Source organism: Vibrio sp. 1580 (genome assembly GCF_033340055.1).
Window position 1 is genome coordinate 55,255 of sequence record NZ_JAWOVT010000010.1, and the last position, 19,172, is coordinate 74,426.

A 19,172-nucleotide genomic window follows, 5' to 3' on the forward strand; every position below is an offset into this window, starting at 1 on the left:
TGTTCAGTCTGGATTAAATGCGATTATCGCCGGTGCTGAACGCAATGATTTGGCTGATCTCAGACAGGCTTCGACCACTTTCTTGTTGCCATTGAACAAACGCTTTGTTGGCTGCATCGAGCGATTTTTTCGTATCTTTGCCACCTTCAATGATTTTGCAATTGCGCAGGTATGCCTCGACGTCACTAGACAAGATAAAGGTATCAACGCCCATTTGACGCAGTGTGTAAGGACCGGTATTGCCACCTAGGCGATTACCGCGTTTCTTCAAATATGCCCATAGGTCGGTGATTTTCTCTTGCGGCCAATCGGCAACCATTTTGCCAAACGAGCCGTATTCGATTTTTGCTTCGTGGATCATACGTGCGTTGGCAGGGATCGACATGACTTTAGTGAGGTGGCGAATAATGCGTTTATCTGTTGCTTTGGTTTCCCATTGCTCATCTGACAGCATCAATAGCGGCTCAATCTTAAACCCAAAGAACACTTCTTCGAAGTTCGGCCACTTGTTGCGAACCACGCTCCACGAAATCCCACTTTGGAATACTTTCATCGAAAAAGCGGCCAGCCAACGGTCGTCGGGAATCGCTGCCAGCTCTTCTTTGCTTAGTGGATGAGACAAAAGCGCTTCAAGTTGATCTTCACCACCTTTACGCTCGGCAGCGCGCTGATAAATCGCGTCAAATTTTTCGATACTCATAAAAGAAGTTAGTCCTAGTTTATGTCGATATTTGCGAAACATACTACGCTTAAGTGGCTGAATCGTAAATTGATGGAGTGTCACAAATGAAGAAGGTCACATTAACGTTTGTCGGAGAAGGTTCGGATCGTATTGCGGAAAAATTCTATGCGTGGATGACGGACGGTGGGTTAGAAGACAGCATGATTGAGAATTTATCTGACCGTGAAATCTCAGTTGTTGGCATCAGTGATATGGATAATGAAACGCGTGATGTGGTGATCAATACGGAAATGAACTAACGAGTCGTCTTTCGTCAGCTATTAGAATCAGATAAAACAAAGCCCTTCACGAGAAGGGCTTTGTTGCGTTTATAAGCGTGAGAGCCTAGTTATTTACCAGTGTCAGACCGCTTGGGAGTGCATCACCGAAGATACGTTTCGATTCGCTCTCAGATAGCTCTTTGACTTCTTCAACCAGTGATACCCAAGATTCAGGTACCTTGCTTTGCTTCAACTTAGCCAGTACCTGATCACGGTAGTCGTCTGAGATATCGAATAGGCGGTCGCCCGTCTTACGACAAATCATTACGGCTGCGAAAGCGATCATTGGCTCTTTCTGCCAGTTCTGCTCTAGCAGCTTAGGCAACCACTGTTCCGCTTGTTCACGAGGAACGACGTTATGCTGACTGCCATATAAAGGCGTACGTGATGCCAAGCGACCCATTGCCCACCAGTGTGCTTGTTCGAACTGGTTATGGTTGATGGCTTTGCTCAAGAACCACGTTGCCAATAGAACTTTGTCTTCGACTTCTAAATGCTCCAGAGAGGCAGACAAGCGCACCATCGACTCGTAACCCATATCTTGTGCCGCTTTGGCGGATTGTGGGTTTTTCATCGCACCAGGATGTAGGTATTTCGCGATGTCCGCCAAGATGGTCTCTTGTTGCTCTTGGCTTAAACCACCGGCAATACGACGCCAGAACACCCACCAGTCGGTCCAACCTTGATGGTTCTTAAACTGAATGTTTTGTTGGTAGAGACCCCAAACTTGCTCAATACGCCATGAGTCGGTTGGATCGCCAAAGCCCGGACGCAGTGCAAAGCCAGCCAAACGAAGCCAGTTTTTCTCGTGTTGTTCTGAACGGCGGCGACGCTTACGACCTTGTGCAAAGGTATCGAACAGTTGACGTAGGGTCGTGAAATCCCATTCATCGCGTTTGCCAAGTTTCTTCTCAAGATCTTTGGCTAAGGTTTTGATCTCTTTGCTTTCCGCGCTTTTCTTATTACCGCTGTAAAGGCGAGCGATCAGCTCCTTACATTCGTTCAACTTAGGGTGAAGTTTAACTTGCTCGCTGTCATCGGTTTGCTTGTTACGAACTTCGAATTCTAGCTCCCAACGTTTGTTGTCGTCTTCTGCGCTGACACATTCCATCTTAAGCGTGCCGACTTCAGTCAACTGACACGCCAGTTGTACTTCTACGCGCTCTTTTTGGTTGGCTTGCAGTTCGGCACCTTCACCTTCAAGGGTGGTGATATAAGGTGGCAGAGGAGCAAATAAGTCGGGGTCAACGTCAACCATCACGCCGTTTTGAATAGCGGTGTTATTGGTTAAGGTGTCGTGGGTAGAAGTCAGCAGGTTAAAGCGAACAGGTTCACCTAGGGTAAGCGAGAAACGACGACCACTTAAGCGGATCTCGTGACCTTCTTCTGTCCCTTTTGCAAGCAAACAGAGCGCTTTGCCCATCTTGTTCTTTTCTTGAAGATGCAAGAAGTAAGAACGCGCTGCACCACCACCAATTTTTAGCTGTGCACCACGACGTGCTTTACCAAACGCAACAGCACCTAGTGCAACAGACCAATCTGGATGTGGGTTATCTAATACCGTAACCGGAGCGCCGCGCCAATCGGACAGTAGGGTAGTGACTCGCTCAGTCACAAGTTCACTATTGAACACACCACCGTTAAGTAGCAAACCTACCGGAATTGCATTTTGTTTGTCGTCTTTAATGCCGAGAGCGGCACGAGCAACTTGTTGGTGCTGAGTTAAGAACTCGGCAACGTGTTTGCTCACAGCTGGGTCAGCAACGTATGGAAGACCAAACTCGACGACGGCGCTGCGGCGCTTGTCCGGCACTTCACTGAAATCAGAAAGCGGGAAGAAGCCATCTAAAGCGATTTGGTGCACTTCTTGTTTGCTCAGCCCAATACTCTTTGTTCCGCCAAGAAGTTTCGAGCCGCTGCCCAGCATGGTGATCTTCACTTCTTCAGGTGCACTCGCTGAAAGCAAGTTTTCTTTCGCTTTGCGAGTTTGCTGAATCAGCTTAGTCAGGCTTGCAGCAGTGAGCTTCTTACTTTGTTCCCCTTTATTTTGAGAAAGGCGGCTCTCCGCAAGGTGCGCTAATGCTAAGTCGAGGTTGTCACCGCCCAGCATTAAGTGTTCGCCAACACCAATACGATCAAGGGCTAGTTCATCTTGAGAAGAGAAACTGGCTTCAATCAAGCTCAAGTCGGTAGTACCACCGCCCACATCACACACCAGAATCAGCGGTAACTCTTTGAGTTCATCAGCTGCGGTTTGCTGGTGGCGTGCGTACCAGTCGTAACATACGGCTTGTGGTTCTTCGAGCAGGACGATTTTCTTTAAACCAGCCAGCTGTGCAGCTTCAAGCGTGAGTTTACGAGCGGTTTCATCGAACGAAGCTGGAACGGTCACAACCACATCTTGGTCTTCTAGCTTATTGCTAGGGTGACGGTAGTTCCATGCTTGACGAATGTGGTTGAGGTAGCTTGCGCTGGCAATAACGGGTGAGACTTTATCTACGTCTTGCGCGCCCGCCCAAGGAAGAATGTCTGAACTACGATCCACTGCTTGGTGCGATAGCCAGCTTTTAGCACTGGATACCTGACGTCCTTCCACCTTCGCGCCTAATTCACGAGCCCATTCACCCACGATCACATTACTAATGTCGCCAGAGACAGGCTCGTTTTCCCAAGGGAGTGTTAGGTCAGAAGGGGAGATTTGACCAACCGCAGGGTGATAGCGGAAAGAGGGCAGCAATGGCTTACGAACCACTTCACCCGGGCCAATCAATTGATCGATGTCGAATAGGGATACTTCGGATTGTTCAAGGTTGTCGGTGATTTCACAGTACGCCACAACAGTGTTTGTGGTGCCAAGGTCAATACCAACAAGAAAACGAGGAGATGCCATACAAACCTTCGTGTATTTAAAAACGGCACCCGATTGGATGCCGTTTGATTTCTATTTATTCTTCTTCGTCTGAGTTGCTTTTCGCGTCTTCGCGCACATCGAACTCAACATGCCATTTTTGACCGTTATCAGCGGCAATGGCTTCTAAGTAAAGCGTACCAAGCTCTGTGACGCGAGAGGCTAGGGTTACTGGAACCACTTCACCTTCACGACGACCTTCAGATACAGGCAGCGTTACTTGGATTTCTGGAAGCTCTTCAAGCTCTTCTGGTGCCCAGTAGTCTAGGTGAGTACCTGCTAGGTCATCACGACGAACCGTTGAGCCGAAGAATTGGAAGTTAACTGGCTGGCCGATGATCAAACCAAACTCTTGGCTTGGTACGTCAACGCTTGAGCCTTCTTCCATACCAAATGGTGCAACACAAAGTGCTTCCATTGGCGGCGCCATGCCCGGAATAGCTGGCATCGCACTTTCGATACCCACGTAGTACGCCGAAGCAATACCACCACGGATACGAACGCCCTGACCACGACGCACAGAGCCGTAGTAAGCCGCACCGCTAGCAACTGCAAGGTCTAGATCCACACCTGTTAGGCGTTTTGCCATTTCTGCATCTGCTTCAATTAGCCATTCGTTGATCGTGTCTTCTAGACGAGTTGCTAGAAGTTTCGATTTCAGAACACCACCGTTGAATAGGATTGCGGTTGGCTTGATGAAGTCAGCTGACTGCGCTGCATCCGAACCTGGCATACCAGGCATGTTAGCGAATGGGTTGAAATCTTGAGCTGCTGCTTCTGCGCCATTTCCTGAAGTAGAAAGAGCATTGGCTTGCTTAGACAAGAACGCTGCAATGTGACGAGTAATGCCTGCATCTTGTGCGTAAGGCAGACCCATTTGCGTTAGTGCTCCACGGTTACGTTGAACAGGGTGGTCAGTAATTGCAACTTGAGGGAAGAAGCCATCAACCAGTGTTTGTTGTACTTCTTCTTGAGTCAGTTCTGTTTTCAGCGTTGCGCCAAGCAGTTTAGAACCACGGCTTGGTACTACGATTGGCACTGACTGAAGTTCGCTGTCGTTCAATAACGCTTCTTTCGCGTCACGACATGCGTGTGTCATTGCCTGAACTTGCCATGGCTGTAGCTCTTTGCCTTCTTGCGCTAGCTTCATTTTCAAGCGGTACGCAAGTGCAAGATCCATGTTGTCACCGCCAAGTAGGATGTGTTCACCTACCGCGATGCGGTTCAGAGTTAGGTTGCCGTCGTCTTCAGTTACTTCAACCAAAGAAAGGTCGGTTGTACCACCACCGATATCGACCACAAGCACGATGTCGCCAACTTCAACTTCGTCGCGCCATTTGTCGTTGCTGTTATCAATCCAGTTGTAAAGCGCAGCTTGTGGCTCTTCTAGAAGCGTTAGGTGCACAAAACCAACGTTGCGTGCAGCTTCTGCAGTTAGATCGCGAGCAGCAGGATCAAAAGAAGCAGGAACCGTAATAGTTACGTCTTGATCGGCAAGGTTGTGATTTGGATTCGCGTGATTCCAAGCGTCTTTTAGATGCTCTAGGTAAAGCTCTGTCGCGCGAAGAGGGGATACTTTTTCCACTTCTTCTGGGCTACCTGCTGGCAGGAAAGCATCACGACGGTTTACACCAGCGTGGCAAAGCCAAGATTTCGCACTTGCAACAAGACGAATTGGCGTTTTCGAACCTAGGTTACGTGCAATCGCACCAACCAGAGCTTTTGGCTCGCTCGACCACGGAAGAACGCGTGATTGCGGGTTCATTTCGTGTTCGTGTGGTTGGTAAAGGAAAGAGCCTAATTGGCTACGAGTCTCTACCGTACCCGGCGCAGTTAACTGCGGGATTGGCATCACTTCAACGCGAGCGTCTTCGTTGTGTGTATCAACAAAAGACATGACACAGTGTGTTGTACCTAAGTCGATACCAACACTGAATTTAGGTGTCTGTTGAGTTTCAACAGACGCTTCTTGAGAATGGTTTTCTTGGTTCATGTGTTCCATTACAGCTCAACCTCAGCTGGAGCGATCACAGATGCATCGTAGTTCTCAGCCAGTTTAGGCAACGTCATTGATGTTGCTTTCCAACCTTTGTGAACTAGCGTGCCGTTGAATGGCGCGCTGCCTGTTACGTTGCCAGTTAGGCGGATTTCTTGTGGGTTGAAGCCTTCTTCAACCGTAATGCGAGTTTCTTCGTCTTCGTTACGAACGTGCGCTAGCGTCACGTAGTCGTTCAGTACTTTCTGACCGCCAGTGTGGATTACGCGAGCGGCTGCGCCTACTTCTTCATCAGAGAATGACGTTAGGTCTTCTTTTAGGAAGTCAATCAGACGTGCTTCTTGTTGCATGATAGAAAGCAGCTGCATTGCAGAGTCCGTTGATGCGGTTGCAAGTTTTGATTCAACTTCTACAACACGCTCTACGACTTTCTCTACTTCCACTACTTTTTCTACTTCAACGATCTTCTCAACTGGTTTCTCAACCTCGACGATTTTCTCGACTGGTTTTTCTACCACTTTCTCGACCACTTTTGATTTGCGCGACACTGCAACTAGAAGAAGCAAAACGCTCGATGCGGTTAGGCCTGCGTGAAGCATATCGAACGTTTGAGGAATTAGGTTCAAATCAATGTTCATGACGTTTTTTCTCTTTCTATTGATTTATTGGTGCTCAGTATTGGCTCATATTTGTTCACTAAAACGATCGTCTTTGCGATCTTGCACCAAGTTTAGACATTAAAATGATGACGGATGGTAGCATATTCAAGGCTTAAGGCTGTAATAATTCGTGACTATACCGTACGAACAGAGTGAAAAATCGACGATCAGACTCCCCAATATAGGTTGTTGCTTGATGTTTGTGCATTGCTAACGCAGTATTTCAATAGATCCCGAAGTTTAACTTACGGAAGTATCAAAAATTACGATATGACACAAAGCACCGCTCATAAGAGCTTTATAAAACGACATTCAGACTCTATTTTAGCTTTTTTGGCGACTTTATGTGTCACTGCTGGTGTAGTCGGTGCTGCTTATACAATGCAGCAACGGTATACACAGACGACGTTTGATACTTTAGCCGACCGACAAGCAGAATCACTTAAAGCAAACGTCGAGAATGATCTAAAGTTCATTGGTGCGGGCGCAAACTTTTTCCATTCGATTGAGCGAAGCTATTGGCCATCGTTTCCCATGTATGCGGAACAAGTGATTAATAGCTCGCGAAGTCTCATTGGACTTCAATGGATGCAAAAGGTCGAATTTGAAGATCTTGATGAACATATTTTAAAGACCCGTCAAAAATTTCCAAACTTCCAACCGTTTACCGTTCCTAAAGATGGTCCCAAAACCTACGGGTACATTTTTGAACACAATGAGCCAATTTTCATCGCGTCGGATATCTACCCAAGAACACCGGAAAACCTTTCTCTATTGGGTTTCTATTTTTCGCGCAAACGCTTCGATTTAATCTTGGATGATATTTCCGAAAATGGGCGAGCGAATGTCTCGGATAAAGTTCGCTTACTGCAAGATGGTTATGACAAGTCCATACCTAAGACTGGGTTGCTGGTGTTCCATCCAGTGTTCGACTTCGAGAACAAATATTTATTAGGAGTAGTGACCGGTGTTATCCGAAGTACGGTTTACTTTGAGGATTTGATTACGAAAACCGCGACGGAGCTCGATATGTCGGTGCGCGTAGAAGATTTGGGATTCGACGCAGCAGATGACCCTGTTCTCTTTCAAAGTGCGAGCTGGGACAACATTCGAGGAACGGTTATAAGCCGGACCATTCAACTGCCTAACCGTGAATGGCGTATTGACTTTAAGCTTTCTGACGCAGTCTCAGCTTGGGAGCGTTCTATTTTAGCGGGCACGACACTAGCCGGATTGGTAATCGCCTTTTTGATCAGTTGGATTGTGAATTTACAGTCTCGAGAAAAAGAGCGCTTAGCGGTCATGTTGGAGCTCAAAACCGTTGAATTAAAAAGAATGGCAGAGCGAGACCCTCTAACTCAACTACTGAATCGCCGAGCATTCAACGATCATTTGCTTAATCAGATAAACAAAGGTGTTAACTTCGCCTTGGTTGGTTTTGATATCGACCACTTCAAAGTGATTAATGACAAACACGGCCATTTAGGTGGAGATGAAGCGTTACAACATGTCACTAAGCTGGTCAGTGCTAATTTAAAACCGGGAGATAAGTTTTACCGAGCTGGTGGTGACGAGTTTTGTATTATTTCTAAAGTCATTGATAGAGCAGTGCTAGAAGCTTACCTAGAAAAATTACGGAGTGTTGTGGCAAGTACGGCTTTTGATTATGGTGATGCGTCAATTATCTGTACGTTGAGTATCGGTGCGGTTATCCATAAAGAAGAAGATCCTGAGAGCTTGTATCACAAAATGGATAGTCAACTCTATTTGAGTAAAAAAAACGGCCGTAATAATGTGTCGATCGGCGATTAAATGGGCGCACAAATTCGAGTTTTACGCCGTGTTACGATAGAATCGCACGCTTTAAATTTTTATGTTAGGAACCAAGGCAAACTATGAACCATAACCGTATTGTATGCTTCGATTTAGAAATGTGTTGCTGGAACGAAAATGGCGTCGGCAGCACGGGTGAAATTATCGAAGTGGGGTTAGCTGAAATAGATTTGTCTAAAGGTGAGATAGTCAAGCGTGCTCAATACTACGTGAAACCAGAACACGATGAAGTCTCTCTATTTTGCGCTGAGTTAACGGGCATCACACCACGTAAGATTGAAAAACAAGGACGCCCACTAGAAGAAGTGCTTAAATCCATGGTTAAGAACTTCGGTGGTCGCAACAAAATCTTTGCATCTTGGGGGCGAGATGACGTCATTCTTCTAGAAGAGTGTAAGCAAAAAGGTATTGAAGCACCGTTCACAGAGTTCATCAACTTAGCGACACTCTACCGTATTCAAAATCGTCTTAAAGATAAACGTATAGGCCATCGAGCCGCTCAAGAAGCAAAAGGAATAGACTGGGAAGGGCGTCAACACTCTGGCTATGTAGATGCATATAACTTAGCTAAGCTTGCTTTGACCATGTTTTAGTTATTCGAACCTAGCTAGCTTGTAATTAAATAATCATCCAACCATTGTTGTTTTGTCATGCAGTCTGTTTAGTGTGGAAAGAGCTAAACACATACCTTGACCAGTATTTTAATAACAATGTCGTTGGCTTATTGAAAAACGCGCAGAGTGCGCGTTTTTTTATGGCTACAGAAGCGATATCTGTTGTCATTATAGGGGGAGCTTAGAGTTAGCCAGCGACTTATATACTCATCTCGTCACTTTACTGAGACTGTAACTTCGCTCGAATGAACTCGCTGTGATCAACATAGAGTAGCTCTGCTGTTTTACGGATCACCGCGTCTTCTAGCGGGTCAATTTCGCCGTCTGCGTAAGCGACTTCCCACATGCTTTTGATTAAGTTGTAACGAGTTTCTTGAGTCAGTTCTCTTAGTTGAGAGGTAAAGTCGTACAGCGAAGCGGAATCTTTTATTTTCTGTTGCGCTTGCTCTAACAAAGTATTTGATTCTTCTTCATTTAACGAAAGCAGTTTCATCAATAAAGAGCGCTTTGTTTCTTGTTCTCTATCATCGACACTATGGTCTGCGCCAGAAACTTCACAAAGCAAACACGCGATAGCCATGTTAGGGGAAAGTGTGTTGGTTTGGCTTAAATCAGAGCCATCAATGAGTTGTTTAAATAATGATGTGAGAGAATTAAACATAATGAACACCGAGCTATTGTTTATTTGGTTAACATGGTAATAAATACGGAAGATCTCAAGGTGCGATACCAAATTTAGCACGCCGTTGACATTTAAGCATGGCCACTTTCTCACCAAAAAACCTAAACTCCTGAGTTAGTTCAAGGTGACTTGCCTCTTACAAAGGGCAAGTCATTTGGGGATTGATACTCAGCTTTCAGCACGTGTCGGTGGAAAATGAACTTCGTCACCATCACTCGTCAGAATACTAATTTGACTTGGTTTGCCTTCATCATCAAGGCGTAGCTCACCAATGGCACTATGGTTAACCAAGCGATAAAAGTTGTGCGTACTTGGTGCGCGTTTGTAAATCTTGAGTCGTTTACGTTTTGTGAACCAGTTTAAAGGTGAGCGAGGGCTGTATAGCAGTCTATCTAGGCCATCACAAATATTGAGCAGTTGTGTAGGGAACTGATTTTTAATTCCACTACAGGTGATTTGATAGATATTCGGACTGTTTTTTCGATAGCGGAGCTTAATATCGTATGCAAAAGAGTAGTGTACGTCGCCAGAGAGAATAACAAAGTTAGTTGGTGTCTTTGTGTGTGTGAAAATACTAATAAGAGTATTCGCACTTCCGGGGTGAGCCATCCAGTTTTCAGCATCAACCATCAATGGTTTACCAAGCATGGTCACTACACGTTGTAGTGCTTCGATAAATTTCACACCAAACATTGGCGCGGCAGAAACAATAACAACTTTGTCTTGGTGCACGAGCTCTTGGTGGAACTCAATCATCGCTTCCCAGTCCATTAAGCCAGAAGGTTTGTTCATTTTAGACTCAGAACGCCAGCGTCTGGTTCGTGTATCTAGCACGACAACTTTTGGTGTCGTAGGAATGGTGTAGTGCCAATTCTCAAAGCGATACAAATATTGAATAAATGCATCTTGGGTTTGCGAGGTTCGCTCATCGATAAAGCGTTGAGCGAGGCTCATAAATTCATCATTGAATTTTTCTGGCGCATTTCCCCAACCTTGGCAAAGCCAGTAAGCAATCAAGCTATTACCGATAATGCGTTTTGCAAACGTGTTGCTGTATGCGGCTTGTTCCCAGCCTATGGTGAGATTCCAATCGTCGGTGACATCGTGATCATCAAAAATCATATAGGTTGGAATGTGAGCGAGTAAGCGTTGAACCTTGTCCAGACCTGCGACGAATTTATCAATTTGTTTTTTTTCTTCGCGCCATTGCTGCTGCCATTTGGGTTCAAGAACTTCTCCGCCGACAGTAAATTCGTTTTCTAATAAACGATCCGTTCGAACAAGCTTCCACAAGGTCGGAGACCAAACCAATAAGTACATTGCAAAGCACTCAGCAAAGCTTATTAGGTGATTCTCACACTCTTTGGCGCTGAATATTGGTGTCCCTCGGTGTGGAAAAAACTTACTTAGTAAACTGTCATCACTCACATAATGAGGCAACAATTTATCTCGACCATAATAGCAAGCAGGGTGTTGGTAGAGGTCATTGGTATTTTTTATCGGAGCTTGATCGAATTCTTCGCCTGGCAAACCCAATAAAGCTATGACTTGCTCAATGGCATCGAGAGTGGGGCCTGCAACATGGTCTGCATAGATTTGATCACCACTCATGATGAGCATATCCGGTCTTTCTTCAATGGATTGAGACGCGATTTTATGATCCGCAGCGACCAATGTATCATCACTGAAGTGATGGGGATTACGGCAAGAGCCATGTAGGAGATAATCCGCTTTTTCACTAACGAGGAACTCAATACCCAAGTTTGGCGTATTATCTCGCTCATAAGTCAGGTGAGGGAGCAGTTCCGTCACTAATCCATATTGCGTTTTTATTTGATAGCGTAACGCTTGATGGGTTGGAAACTCGCCTTCTAATTTAAGTAAGCAACACCACGCATTGAGGCCGATTTGAAGCTGTTCTTTTTGTTCACTTAAAGGGGCTTGATAAAGGATGGAGGCATTTTCATCCGTAATTTGCACCATACCCTCCAAGCGTTGGGTGGTGACTAGCCAAATATTGATTTCAGTTGCGGTCACTTTACGTAGGATCGGACCTGCAACGACAAGAGGAAGTGAAGAAATTTCAGTCGTGTTCATCAATGCTGGCAAAACGGCTCCTTATGTGTCAGCTTCTTCTTCTAATATTTCGATAACTTGCGAGCTACTAAGTTCATGTCCCATAAGGAACAAACCAAGCATCGCATCGGCTTTTGACGCGTTATTACTGTCTTCATCCAAAATTTGCTGAAGCCGAGTTCTAATTAGGTCGATTTCGTGTTCGACGAAGCCACGCCCTTCTTCGTCACCTTGACCATCTTCTGGTGCATTATCAAAGTGCAAAAACAACATGTCACCATCGAGTTGAGTCCCTATCAACCTCTCTGGCAGCCATGCTTCTCCCATCACAATGTCTGGGTCTGTGTCTGCGGGTAAATGATTCAAGGTAGAGATGAGTTCTGATGCTTTCACTTTTTACTTCATTATGTTTGATTTAGAACTAAGCTAGAGTTTAAGCGCTTGTTGTAATGGTAAAATATTCGCAAACAAGCTCACCTAGTCGTGCAATATTAATATGATCTTGGGACTCAAACTGTCACGAGGATGACAACATTTGCCATTGTAACGGCTATCATCAGCAGAACATAAGCTTTTAATGGCAAATCATTGATGTTTGCCTGCTTCTCAACCAACATTTTTCGAACTCATGAAGAGATTAATTCTAACAACACTCGCTTTACCTTTAGCTGCGGCAGTTTCTTCTGCGCATGGTGCAGAAGAACAAACGTGGGGGATTGCTGCGATGTATCGCACAGCATCGATTCCGTTTTATACCGCCGATAATGACTCTACGGTGAGTACATTTGTACCAATGATGTTCTTTGAAAACCAACATGTGTATATCAATGGCATTGAAGGTGGCGCTTTTTTGTATAACGAGAGTGATTCCGACTGGCGCGCGAGCGCACTCATGCGATTGAGATTTGTCGATATTCCCATGTCGCTACAAAATGCTAATGAAGGGGACAGAGTCGATTTCGGTGGGCAAGTGCGTTATAGCATTAACGACAATTGGCGCGCAGAAGTAGAGTTGATGACGGACGACGAACTCCAGTTTCACTCTAATTACCGCCTTGCAGCCAATTATGTATTTGGGGATTGGGAATTAGAGCCATCGATTACGATTCGATACAAAGACGCTGATTTCAATAGTGAATATTATTCCTTTAAGGATATTACTGGCGAGAGAATTGGAGCTGGGCTTGACACCAATCTTGGTATTAAAGCGCGTTACCATGTAACTTCAAATTTGTATTTATTGGGTGAGACGAGTGTTACTCGCTTAGATGATAACGCCTACAACAGTCAGCTTGTAGAAGATCGATATCAGGGAGAAGTGTTTGTCGGTTTTGGCTTTTTCAACGATAAAAGCAAAGTTCCGAAACCGACACTGAGCAATAAAGCATATCTACGTATTGCGCATGGTTGGGCGACGCCTTCGAACATCGGTGAAATATTTAGCTTTGAGAGAGAAAAAGACCCATACGACAATCAACTTACTTCATTGTTTTATGGGCATCCATTAACGGATGAGCTGTTTGGTTTTCCTCTTGATATTTATTTAACGCCAGGGTTGGTTCATCACTGGTCGTCCAGTGTTCAGTCTGCGAGCACAGAATACGTCATGGCGATTAAGGCTTATTATACGGTTAATTGGCCTACGACTTGGCGATTTGGTGTAGCGGAAGGTGTGTCATATATTGATAGCATTACCTATATTGAAGGCACAGAAATGGAAGACAAGGGTTATACACCAAGCAAGTTGCTCAACTACCTAGATTTCTCGTTTGATGTCAATGTAGGCGATCTCTTCAACCAAAAGAGCTGGAACAATATGTGGGTGGGCTATTCATTGCATCACCGCTCGGCGATTTTTGAAAGCGCTTCCCAGTTTGGGCGAATTAAAGGTGGGAGCAACTACAATACTATTTATTTCCAGTTCGAGTTTTAGCGCATCGCGAGATGCATATAGGTCGGATTTGCAACTGACTTATTTATCGCCCATTATGAGTAATGATGAATAATACTATGCTGCTTTCAACGAGAAATTTCGTATATCGTGCCAGAGTTAAGGCTGTTTGTGATGCATCTGATGAATCGGATGGGATGAGCACCATGAGTGTCGACTCCTCATTCAATCTTCAAATTGAAGCGATAAATTGTACCAACGCTGAATTTGCCAAACGCTTTTTTGCCATTCACGGAGAAGGGCACTTGGAGGGGGATGAATGGTTGGTGTTGTACGTCAACTCTCTTGACGTTAAGGCGGGAGACAATATAGAAATCCGTAGCGATGTCGCGTTTAATGCGATGATCGAGAATATGATAAGCGAAGCTGAGCGGTCTTTAGAAAAAGTCTACCTCGATGCAATACGCAACTTGGAGAAAGTGAATCGTTTTTGACGATGTAAGAGACCCTATAAATACGATCAAGGCATCTTGATCCAAAAAGGGATTGGCGCGAACCAATCCCTTTTGTATTCTGGTTTATTCTAACTTACGCCATTGTTGCAAGTTGGCTTTGCGCTTCTGAAATGCCTTTTGCAGCCGCATCTTCACCCATGTTTAGCGCTTCTGCGTAAACAAATTCCACATCAGTGATTCCGACAAAACCCAGCACAGTGCGTAGGTATGGCGTAACGTTGTCAGTTGGTGAATCTTTATGAATACCACCACGAGTCGTTACTACAATCGCCTTTTTACCTTCAATCAAACCTTGAACGCCGCTCTCTGTGTACTTGAATGTCACGCCTGCACGAGCAATCAAATCAATCCAGTTTTTAAGCTGAGTCGGAATGGTGAAGTTGTACATTGGAGCGGCAATAACCAAAGTGTCTGCGGCCTTTACTTCTTCAATAAGGGTGTCAGACAAGTCGACCACCGCTTGCTGTTCTTGTGAAAGATCTTCCGTAGCGCGCAGTGCAGTCGCAACGGCGAAGTCCAAAACAGGTAGCGGGTTTGCAGCCAAATCACGAACAGTAAGCTTGTCTTGGTCTACATTTTTGATGAAGTCTTCAACCAGTTTGTTTGATTGAGAGTAATCGCCAAGGATGCTTGATTTTAGAGCTAGTACACGAGACATAATGGTTATTCCTTAAATAAGTGCTTTCGACTATGGGAGCCATTATAAGCAACGTAAGTGAGTTCAAAAGCCTAGCGATTCGCTGAACATGTTCGAAAAAATTGAATGAGCTTTCGGTTATCTTGTTACAGATCTTGTGTGATACAATCCGCGCAGTTTTTGTAATGAAAAGAATAGGAAACGCTTTGACTTCGTCACAGCCCCCAAAAAAGAATCTAGCTGAAGAGCAAGCGACACCGTCAAATGGTGCGCAAAAAGCGACAGCGAAACAAGCTCAAACACCTCAGGCTCAAGTGAATAGTGCTGCATCTCTGCGTAAAGCGCTGAATCAGTGCATGATGCGCGACCGTTTCCGCTTGAGTAAACGTATTTCTGGTGCAAGCAAAATTAAGAAGGACGCAGCGCGTAATGCTGTGTTCGACGAAATCGCATTAGACATCGCAAAATCCATGATGGTTGCAGAGCAGCGCAGCAACTACAAACCAACGATTGAATACCCAGAAATCCTGCCTGTAAGCCAAAAACGCGACGATATTGCGAAAGCGATCGAAGAAAACCAAGTGGTTATCGTCGCGGGTGAAACCGGTTCTGGTAAAACCACTCAGCTACCAAAAATCTGTGCTGAGCTTGGTCGCGGTAAATTTGGTCTGATTGGTCATACTCAGCCTCGTCGTCTTGCAGCGCGTTCGGTTGCTAACCGCATTGCCGAAGAGATGGAAACCAAGCTTGGTGAGTTTGTTGGTTACAAGGTTCGATTCAACGATCAGATCTCTGAAAATACCCAAATCAAATTGATGACGGACGGTATCTTGTTGGCTGAAATTCAGCATGACCGTTTCTTGAATCAATACGACACCATCATTATCGATGAAGCGCACGAGCGCAGCCTCAACATCGATTTCATCTTGGGTTACTTGAAAGAGTTGCTGCCACGTCGTCCTGATTTGAAAGTGATCATCACGTCAGCAACCATCGACCCAGAACGCTTCTCAAAACACTTCAACAATGCACCAATCATAGAAGTATCGGGTCGTACTTACCCAGTAGAAACACGTTACCGCCCACTAAGCGGTGATGACGACAATGATCGTGACCAGCTTGAAGGCATCTTCGAAGCGGTAGATGAACTGTGTGATGAAGGTTTAGGTGACATCCTGATTTTCATGAACGGTGAACGTGAAATCCGTGATACCGCAGATGCATTGTCCAAACGTAATCTGAAGAGCACGGAAATTGTGCCGCTTTACGCGCGTTTGTCGGCAGGTGAGCAGAATAAGATTTTCCAACCTCACACTGGTCGCCGAATTGTACTGGCAACCAACGTGGCAGAAACCTCGCTAACTGTTCCGGGCATTAAATACGTTATCGACCCGGGTACGGCGCGTATCAGTCGATACAGTTACCGTACTAAGGTTCAGCGTCTTCCAATCGAGCCAGTTTCTCAGGCGAGTGCGAACCAGCGTAAAGGTCGTTGTGGTCGTGTGGAAGAGGGTATCTGTATTCGTCTGTACTCAGAGGAAGATTTTGAGTCACGCCCAGAGTTTACTGATCCTGAAATCCTACGTACCAATCTAGCGTCGGTTATCTTGCAAATGACGGCACTTGGTTTGGGTGATATTCAAGCGTTTCCGTTTGTGGAAGCACCGGATAAACGTAACATCCAAGACGGCGTGCGTTTGCTGGAAGAGCTTGGTGCGATTAACTCTGAGGTAAAAGATCCGAAAAAACGCCTGACTTCCGTTGGTCGCCAATTAGCGCGTTTGCCAATCGATCCGCGCTTGGCGCGTATGGTATTGGAAGCGCCAAAATATGGTGCGCTTAAAGAAGTGATGATCATCGCAGCTGCCTTGTCGATTCAAGATCCACGCGAACGTCCTTCAGACAAACAACAATCGTCAGACGATAAACATCGTCGCTTCTTCCATGAAGATTCGGACTTCCTGACATTTGTGAATTTGTGGGAATACATCCAAAAGCAGCAAAAAGCCTTGTCTAGCAATCAGTTCCGCAAACAGTGTAAGCAAGACTATTTGAACTACTTGCGCGTTCGCGAGTGGCAAGATGTGTACTTCCAAATTCATCAGTCGATGCGTGAGATGGAATTCAAGCTTAACGATGAGCCCGCTTCTTACCATGGCGTACACAGTGCCATTTTGGTTGGTTTGCTGTCGCACATCGGCATGAAAGACCAAGAAAAGAATGAATATCAAGGCGCGCGTAATGCTCGTTTCCATATCTTCCCTGCATCAGGTCTATTCAAGAAACAGCCTAAGTGGATCATGTCTGCTGAGTTGGTGGAAACCTCAAAACTTTGGGGTCGTATCATCGCAAAGATTCAGCCAGAATGGATTGAGCCGTTAGCTAAACACCTTATTAAACGCAGTTACAGCGAACCACATTGGTCGAAGAAACGTGCTGCGGTGATGGCGCACGAAAAAGTGATGCTTTACGGCGTACCAATCGTACCGAAACGCTTGGTCAACTACGGCAGTATCGATTCGACCGTAAGTCGCGAAATCTTCATTCGTAGTGCATTGGTTGAGGGTGAATGGGAAACCAAACACGCGTTCTTTAAGCAAAACCGTAAGCTTCTGCAAGAAGTGGAAGAGCTTGAACACAAATCTCGTCGTCGTGACATCTTGGTGGATGATGATGAGCTGTTTGATTTCTATGACCAACGCGTTGGCACCGAAGTGGTGTCTGGTAAGCATTTCGATACGTGGTGGAAAAAAGCATCTAAAGAAAACCCGGAACTGCTGAACTTTGAAAAAGAGATGCTGTTCAAGGGTGATGCTAGCCATGTGACCGATTTGGATTACCCGAACTTCTGGCATCAAAATGGTTTGAAGCTCAAATTGAGTTACCAATTTGAACCAGGCGATGATAGTGACGGTGTCACAGTGCATTTGCCGTTGCCGATTTTAAACCAAGTTGAACCAGCGGGCTTTGATTGGCAGATCCCAGGTTTACGCCATGAGCTTGTGGTTAGCTTGATTAAATCGTTGCCAAAGACAATTCGTAAGAACTTTGTGCCTGCGCCAAACTATGCCGATGCATTCTTAGCACGTGTCACGCCAATGGAAGCGCCGCTGCTAGATTCATTAGAGAAAGAGTTGCGACGCATGACGGGCGTAGAGGTACTGCGTGAAGACTGGAACTTGGAACAAGTACCTGAGCACTTGAAAGTCACGTTCCGCGCGGTTGATCATCGAAATCGTAAACTAAAGGAACATAAAGACCTTCATGAACTGAAAGAAAGTTTGAAAGACAAAGTTCAAGAAACGCTTTCCAAAGTTGCGGATGACGATATCGAACAGCAAGGTCTGCATACGTGGAGTTTTGGCGAATTGCCGAAAGTGTATCAACAAAAACGTGGCGGCTACGATGTAAAAGCGTATCCGGCACTTGTTGATAGCAAAGACAGCGTTGAAATCAAACTCTACGAAACGGAGTACGAGCAGAACACCGCAATGCGCGCTGGCCAGCGTCGTTTGATTTTGTTGAATGTACCGTCTCCAATTAAATATTTGCACGCTAACTTACCGAACAAATCGAAGTTGGGGTTGTATTTTAACCCTTACGGCAAAGTGCTTGATCTGATAGATGACTGCATTGCCTGCGGTGTCGATAAGCTTATTGAAGAGCAGGGTGGTTTAGTTTGGGAGCCAGAGAAGTTCGAAGCATTGAAAGAACACGTTCGTGCTGAATTGGGTGACACCGTTGTAGAGATCGCTCAACAGGTTGAGACTATTCTGACCACGGCGTTTAGCATCAATAAGAAGCTAAAAGGCAAGATCGACTTCACAATGGCGTTTGCTCTGTCCGATATCAAAGCACAAATTGAAGGCTTGATCTTCAAAGGCTTTGCAACGGAATGTGGCTGGAAACGCTTGCCGGATATTCTTCGCTACATGCGCGCGATAGAGCGTCGTATGGAGAAGTTGCCAATCGATCCAAACAAAGATCGTTTACATATGCTGAAGATTGAATCTGTGACTCAAGACTATAAAGAGTTGCTGAACAAGATCCCGAAAGGTGTGGCCATTCCTGAAAATGTAAAAGAAGTGCGTTGGATGATTGAAGAGCTTCGCGTGAGTTACTTTGCTCAACAATTAGGCACTCCTTATCCTGTTTCTGATAAACGAGTCAAAAACGCGATTGATGCTTGCTAATCAACCAGTAAAATAGTGTCAGATTTGTAATTATCGCTTAAGAAGTTGCTGGTACACTAATTGCTAGTAACTCAATAAGCATTATTTTTTAGTTCTGGGAGGCAATAGTTCGCCTCCCTTTATTTGTAGTACCAACGACTGAGTTATGCAGACGTGGGAATAATAA

General features: G+C 45.3%; 14 protein-coding genes. 6 read left to right on the top strand and 8 right to left on the bottom strand.

Annotation, left to right across the window (positions count from 1 at the left end):
• Positions 1-13: 13 nt before the first annotated feature.
• On the bottom strand, positions 14-700 hold the full coding sequence (locus tag R7093_RS16520; protein WP_039842930.1) for a DNA-3-methyladenine glycosylase I: 687 nt from the start codon (positions 698-700) through the stop codon (positions 14-16).
• An 86-nt stretch (positions 701-786) separates the two neighbouring features.
• On the opposite strand from R7093_RS16520, the gene R7093_RS16525 reads away from it, so the two are divergent.
• Positions 787-981: a hypothetical protein gene (locus R7093_RS16525; RefSeq protein ID WP_005377692.1), complete on the top strand. Its 195-nt coding sequence runs from the start codon at positions 787-789 to the stop codon at positions 979-981.
• An 85-nt stretch (positions 982-1,066) separates the two neighbouring features.
• On the opposite strand, the gene R7093_RS16530 is transcribed toward R7093_RS16525, so the two are convergent.
• From R7093_RS16530 to R7093_RS16540, 3 genes are read right to left on the bottom strand one after another with little or no spacing between them, the layout of a single operon-like run.
• Complete coding sequence (locus tag R7093_RS16530) at positions 1,067-3,892, bottom strand: Hsp70 family protein (RefSeq protein WP_318146741.1); 2,826 nt, start codon at positions 3,890-3,892, stop codon at positions 1,067-1,069.
• Positions 3,893-3,947: 55 nt separating this feature from the next.
• A complete protein-coding gene (locus tag R7093_RS16535; RefSeq protein WP_238952326.1) occupies positions 3,948-5,912 on the bottom strand; it encodes an Hsp70 family protein in 1,965 nt (654 codons plus the stop codon).
• A complete protein-coding gene (locus R7093_RS16540; RefSeq protein WP_017634945.1) occupies positions 5,912-6,544 on the bottom strand; it encodes a DUF2760 domain-containing protein in 633 nt (210 codons plus the stop codon). Before R7093_RS16540 ends, R7093_RS16535 begins: the two co-directional genes overlap by 1 nt.
• Before the next feature lie 291 nt (positions 6,545-6,835).
• Here R7093_RS16540 and R7093_RS16545 point away from each other — a divergent pair, with 291 nt between their 5' ends.
• Positions 6,836-8,377: a sensor domain-containing diguanylate cyclase gene (locus tag R7093_RS16545; protein ID WP_005377686.1), complete on the top strand. Its 1,542-nt coding sequence runs from the start codon at positions 6,836-6,838 to the stop codon at positions 8,375-8,377.
• An 83-nt stretch (positions 8,378-8,460) separates the two neighbouring features.
• On the top strand, positions 8,461-8,991 hold the full coding sequence (locus R7093_RS16550) for a 3'-5' exonuclease (protein ID WP_213891665.1): 531 nt from the start codon (positions 8,461-8,463) through the stop codon (positions 8,989-8,991).
• Between the two features lie 241 nt (positions 8,992-9,232).
• On the opposite strand, the gene R7093_RS16555 is transcribed toward R7093_RS16550, so the two are convergent.
• The 3 genes from R7093_RS16555 to R7093_RS16565 form a co-directional block, all read right to left on the bottom strand.
• Entirely contained in the window at positions 9,233-9,673 is a 441-nt protein-coding gene (locus tag R7093_RS16555; RefSeq protein ID WP_017820644.1) for a TerB family tellurite resistance protein, read from the bottom strand.
• Positions 9,674-9,862: 189 nt separating this feature from the next.
• Positions 9,863-11,803, bottom strand: a complete 1,941-nt coding sequence (locus R7093_RS16560; RefSeq protein ID WP_017634943.1) for an alkaline phosphatase D family protein — start codon at positions 11,801-11,803, stop codon at positions 9,863-9,865.
• A 9-nt stretch (positions 11,804-11,812) separates the two neighbouring features.
• Positions 11,813-12,163, bottom strand: coding sequence for a hypothetical protein (locus tag R7093_RS16565; protein WP_017634942.1), 351 nt, complete (start codon positions 12,161-12,163; stop codon positions 11,813-11,815).
• Between the two features lie 235 nt (positions 12,164-12,398).
• Between R7093_RS16565 and R7093_RS16570 the strand changes: the two genes are divergently transcribed.
• The gene (locus tag R7093_RS16570) at positions 12,399-13,703 is read left to right on the top strand and encodes a MipA/OmpV family protein (protein WP_104980013.1); all 1,305 of its coding nucleotides are present in this window, start codon (positions 12,399-12,401) and stop codon (positions 13,701-13,703) included.
• 164 nt (positions 13,704-13,867) lie between these two features.
• Positions 13,868-14,155: a hypothetical protein gene (locus R7093_RS16575; protein ID WP_258495718.1), complete on the top strand. Its 288-nt coding sequence runs from the start codon at positions 13,868-13,870 to the stop codon at positions 14,153-14,155.
• A gap of 94 nt (positions 14,156-14,249) precedes the next feature.
• On the opposite strand, the gene R7093_RS16580 is transcribed toward R7093_RS16575, so the two are convergent.
• The gene (locus R7093_RS16580) at positions 14,250-14,834 is read right to left on the bottom strand and encodes an FMN-dependent NADH-azoreductase (protein WP_248525183.1); all 585 of its coding nucleotides are present in this window, start codon (positions 14,832-14,834) and stop codon (positions 14,250-14,252) included.
• 185 nt (positions 14,835-15,019) lie between these two features.
• Here R7093_RS16580 and hrpA point away from each other — a divergent pair, with 185 nt between their 5' ends.
• Entirely contained in the window at positions 15,020-19,006 is a 3,987-nt protein-coding gene (gene hrpA, locus R7093_RS16585) for an ATP-dependent RNA helicase HrpA (protein WP_171344686.1), read from the top strand.
• Positions 19,007-19,172 lie beyond the last annotated feature (166 nt).

What these genes read in the sequence shown, in the direction of transcription:
- R7093_RS16525 (WP_005377692.1), top strand. Translation starts at nt 787, where the DNA reads ATGAAGAAGGTCACATTAACGTTTGTCGGAGAAGGTTCGGATCGTATT.
- R7093_RS16550 (WP_213891665.1), top strand. Translation starts at nt 8,461, where the DNA reads ATGAACCATAACCGTATTGTATGCTTCGATTTAGAAATGTGTTGCTGG.
- R7093_RS16575 (WP_258495718.1), top strand. Translation starts at nt 13,868, where the DNA reads ATGAGTGTCGACTCCTCATTCAATCTTCAAATTGAAGCGATAAATTGT.
- R7093_RS16580 (WP_248525183.1), bottom strand. Translation starts at nt 14,834, where the DNA reads ATGTCTCGTGTACTAGCTCTAAAATCAAGCATCCTTGGCGATTACTCT.
- R7093_RS16540 (WP_017634945.1), bottom strand. Translation starts at nt 6,544, where the DNA reads ATGAACATTGATTTGAACCTAATTCCTCAAACGTTCGATATGCTTCAC.
- R7093_RS16545 (WP_005377686.1), top strand. Translation starts at nt 6,836, where the DNA reads ATGACACAAAGCACCGCTCATAAGAGCTTTATAAAACGACATTCAGAC.
- R7093_RS16570 (WP_104980013.1), top strand. Translation starts at nt 12,399, where the DNA reads ATGAAGAGATTAATTCTAACAACACTCGCTTTACCTTTAGCTGCGGCA.
- R7093_RS16520 (WP_039842930.1), bottom strand. Translation starts at nt 700, where the DNA reads ATGAGTATCGAAAAATTTGACGCGATTTATCAGCGCGCTGCCGAGCGT.
- R7093_RS16530 (WP_318146741.1), bottom strand. Translation starts at nt 3,892, where the DNA reads ATGGCATCTCCTCGTTTTCTTGTTGGTATTGACCTTGGCACCACAAAC.
- R7093_RS16555 (WP_017820644.1), bottom strand. Translation starts at nt 9,673, where the DNA reads ATGTTTAATTCTCTCACATCATTATTTAAACAACTCATTGATGGCTCT.
- R7093_RS16535 (WP_238952326.1), bottom strand. Translation starts at nt 5,912, where the DNA reads ATGGAACACATGAACCAAGAAAACCATTCTCAAGAAGCGTCTGTTGAA.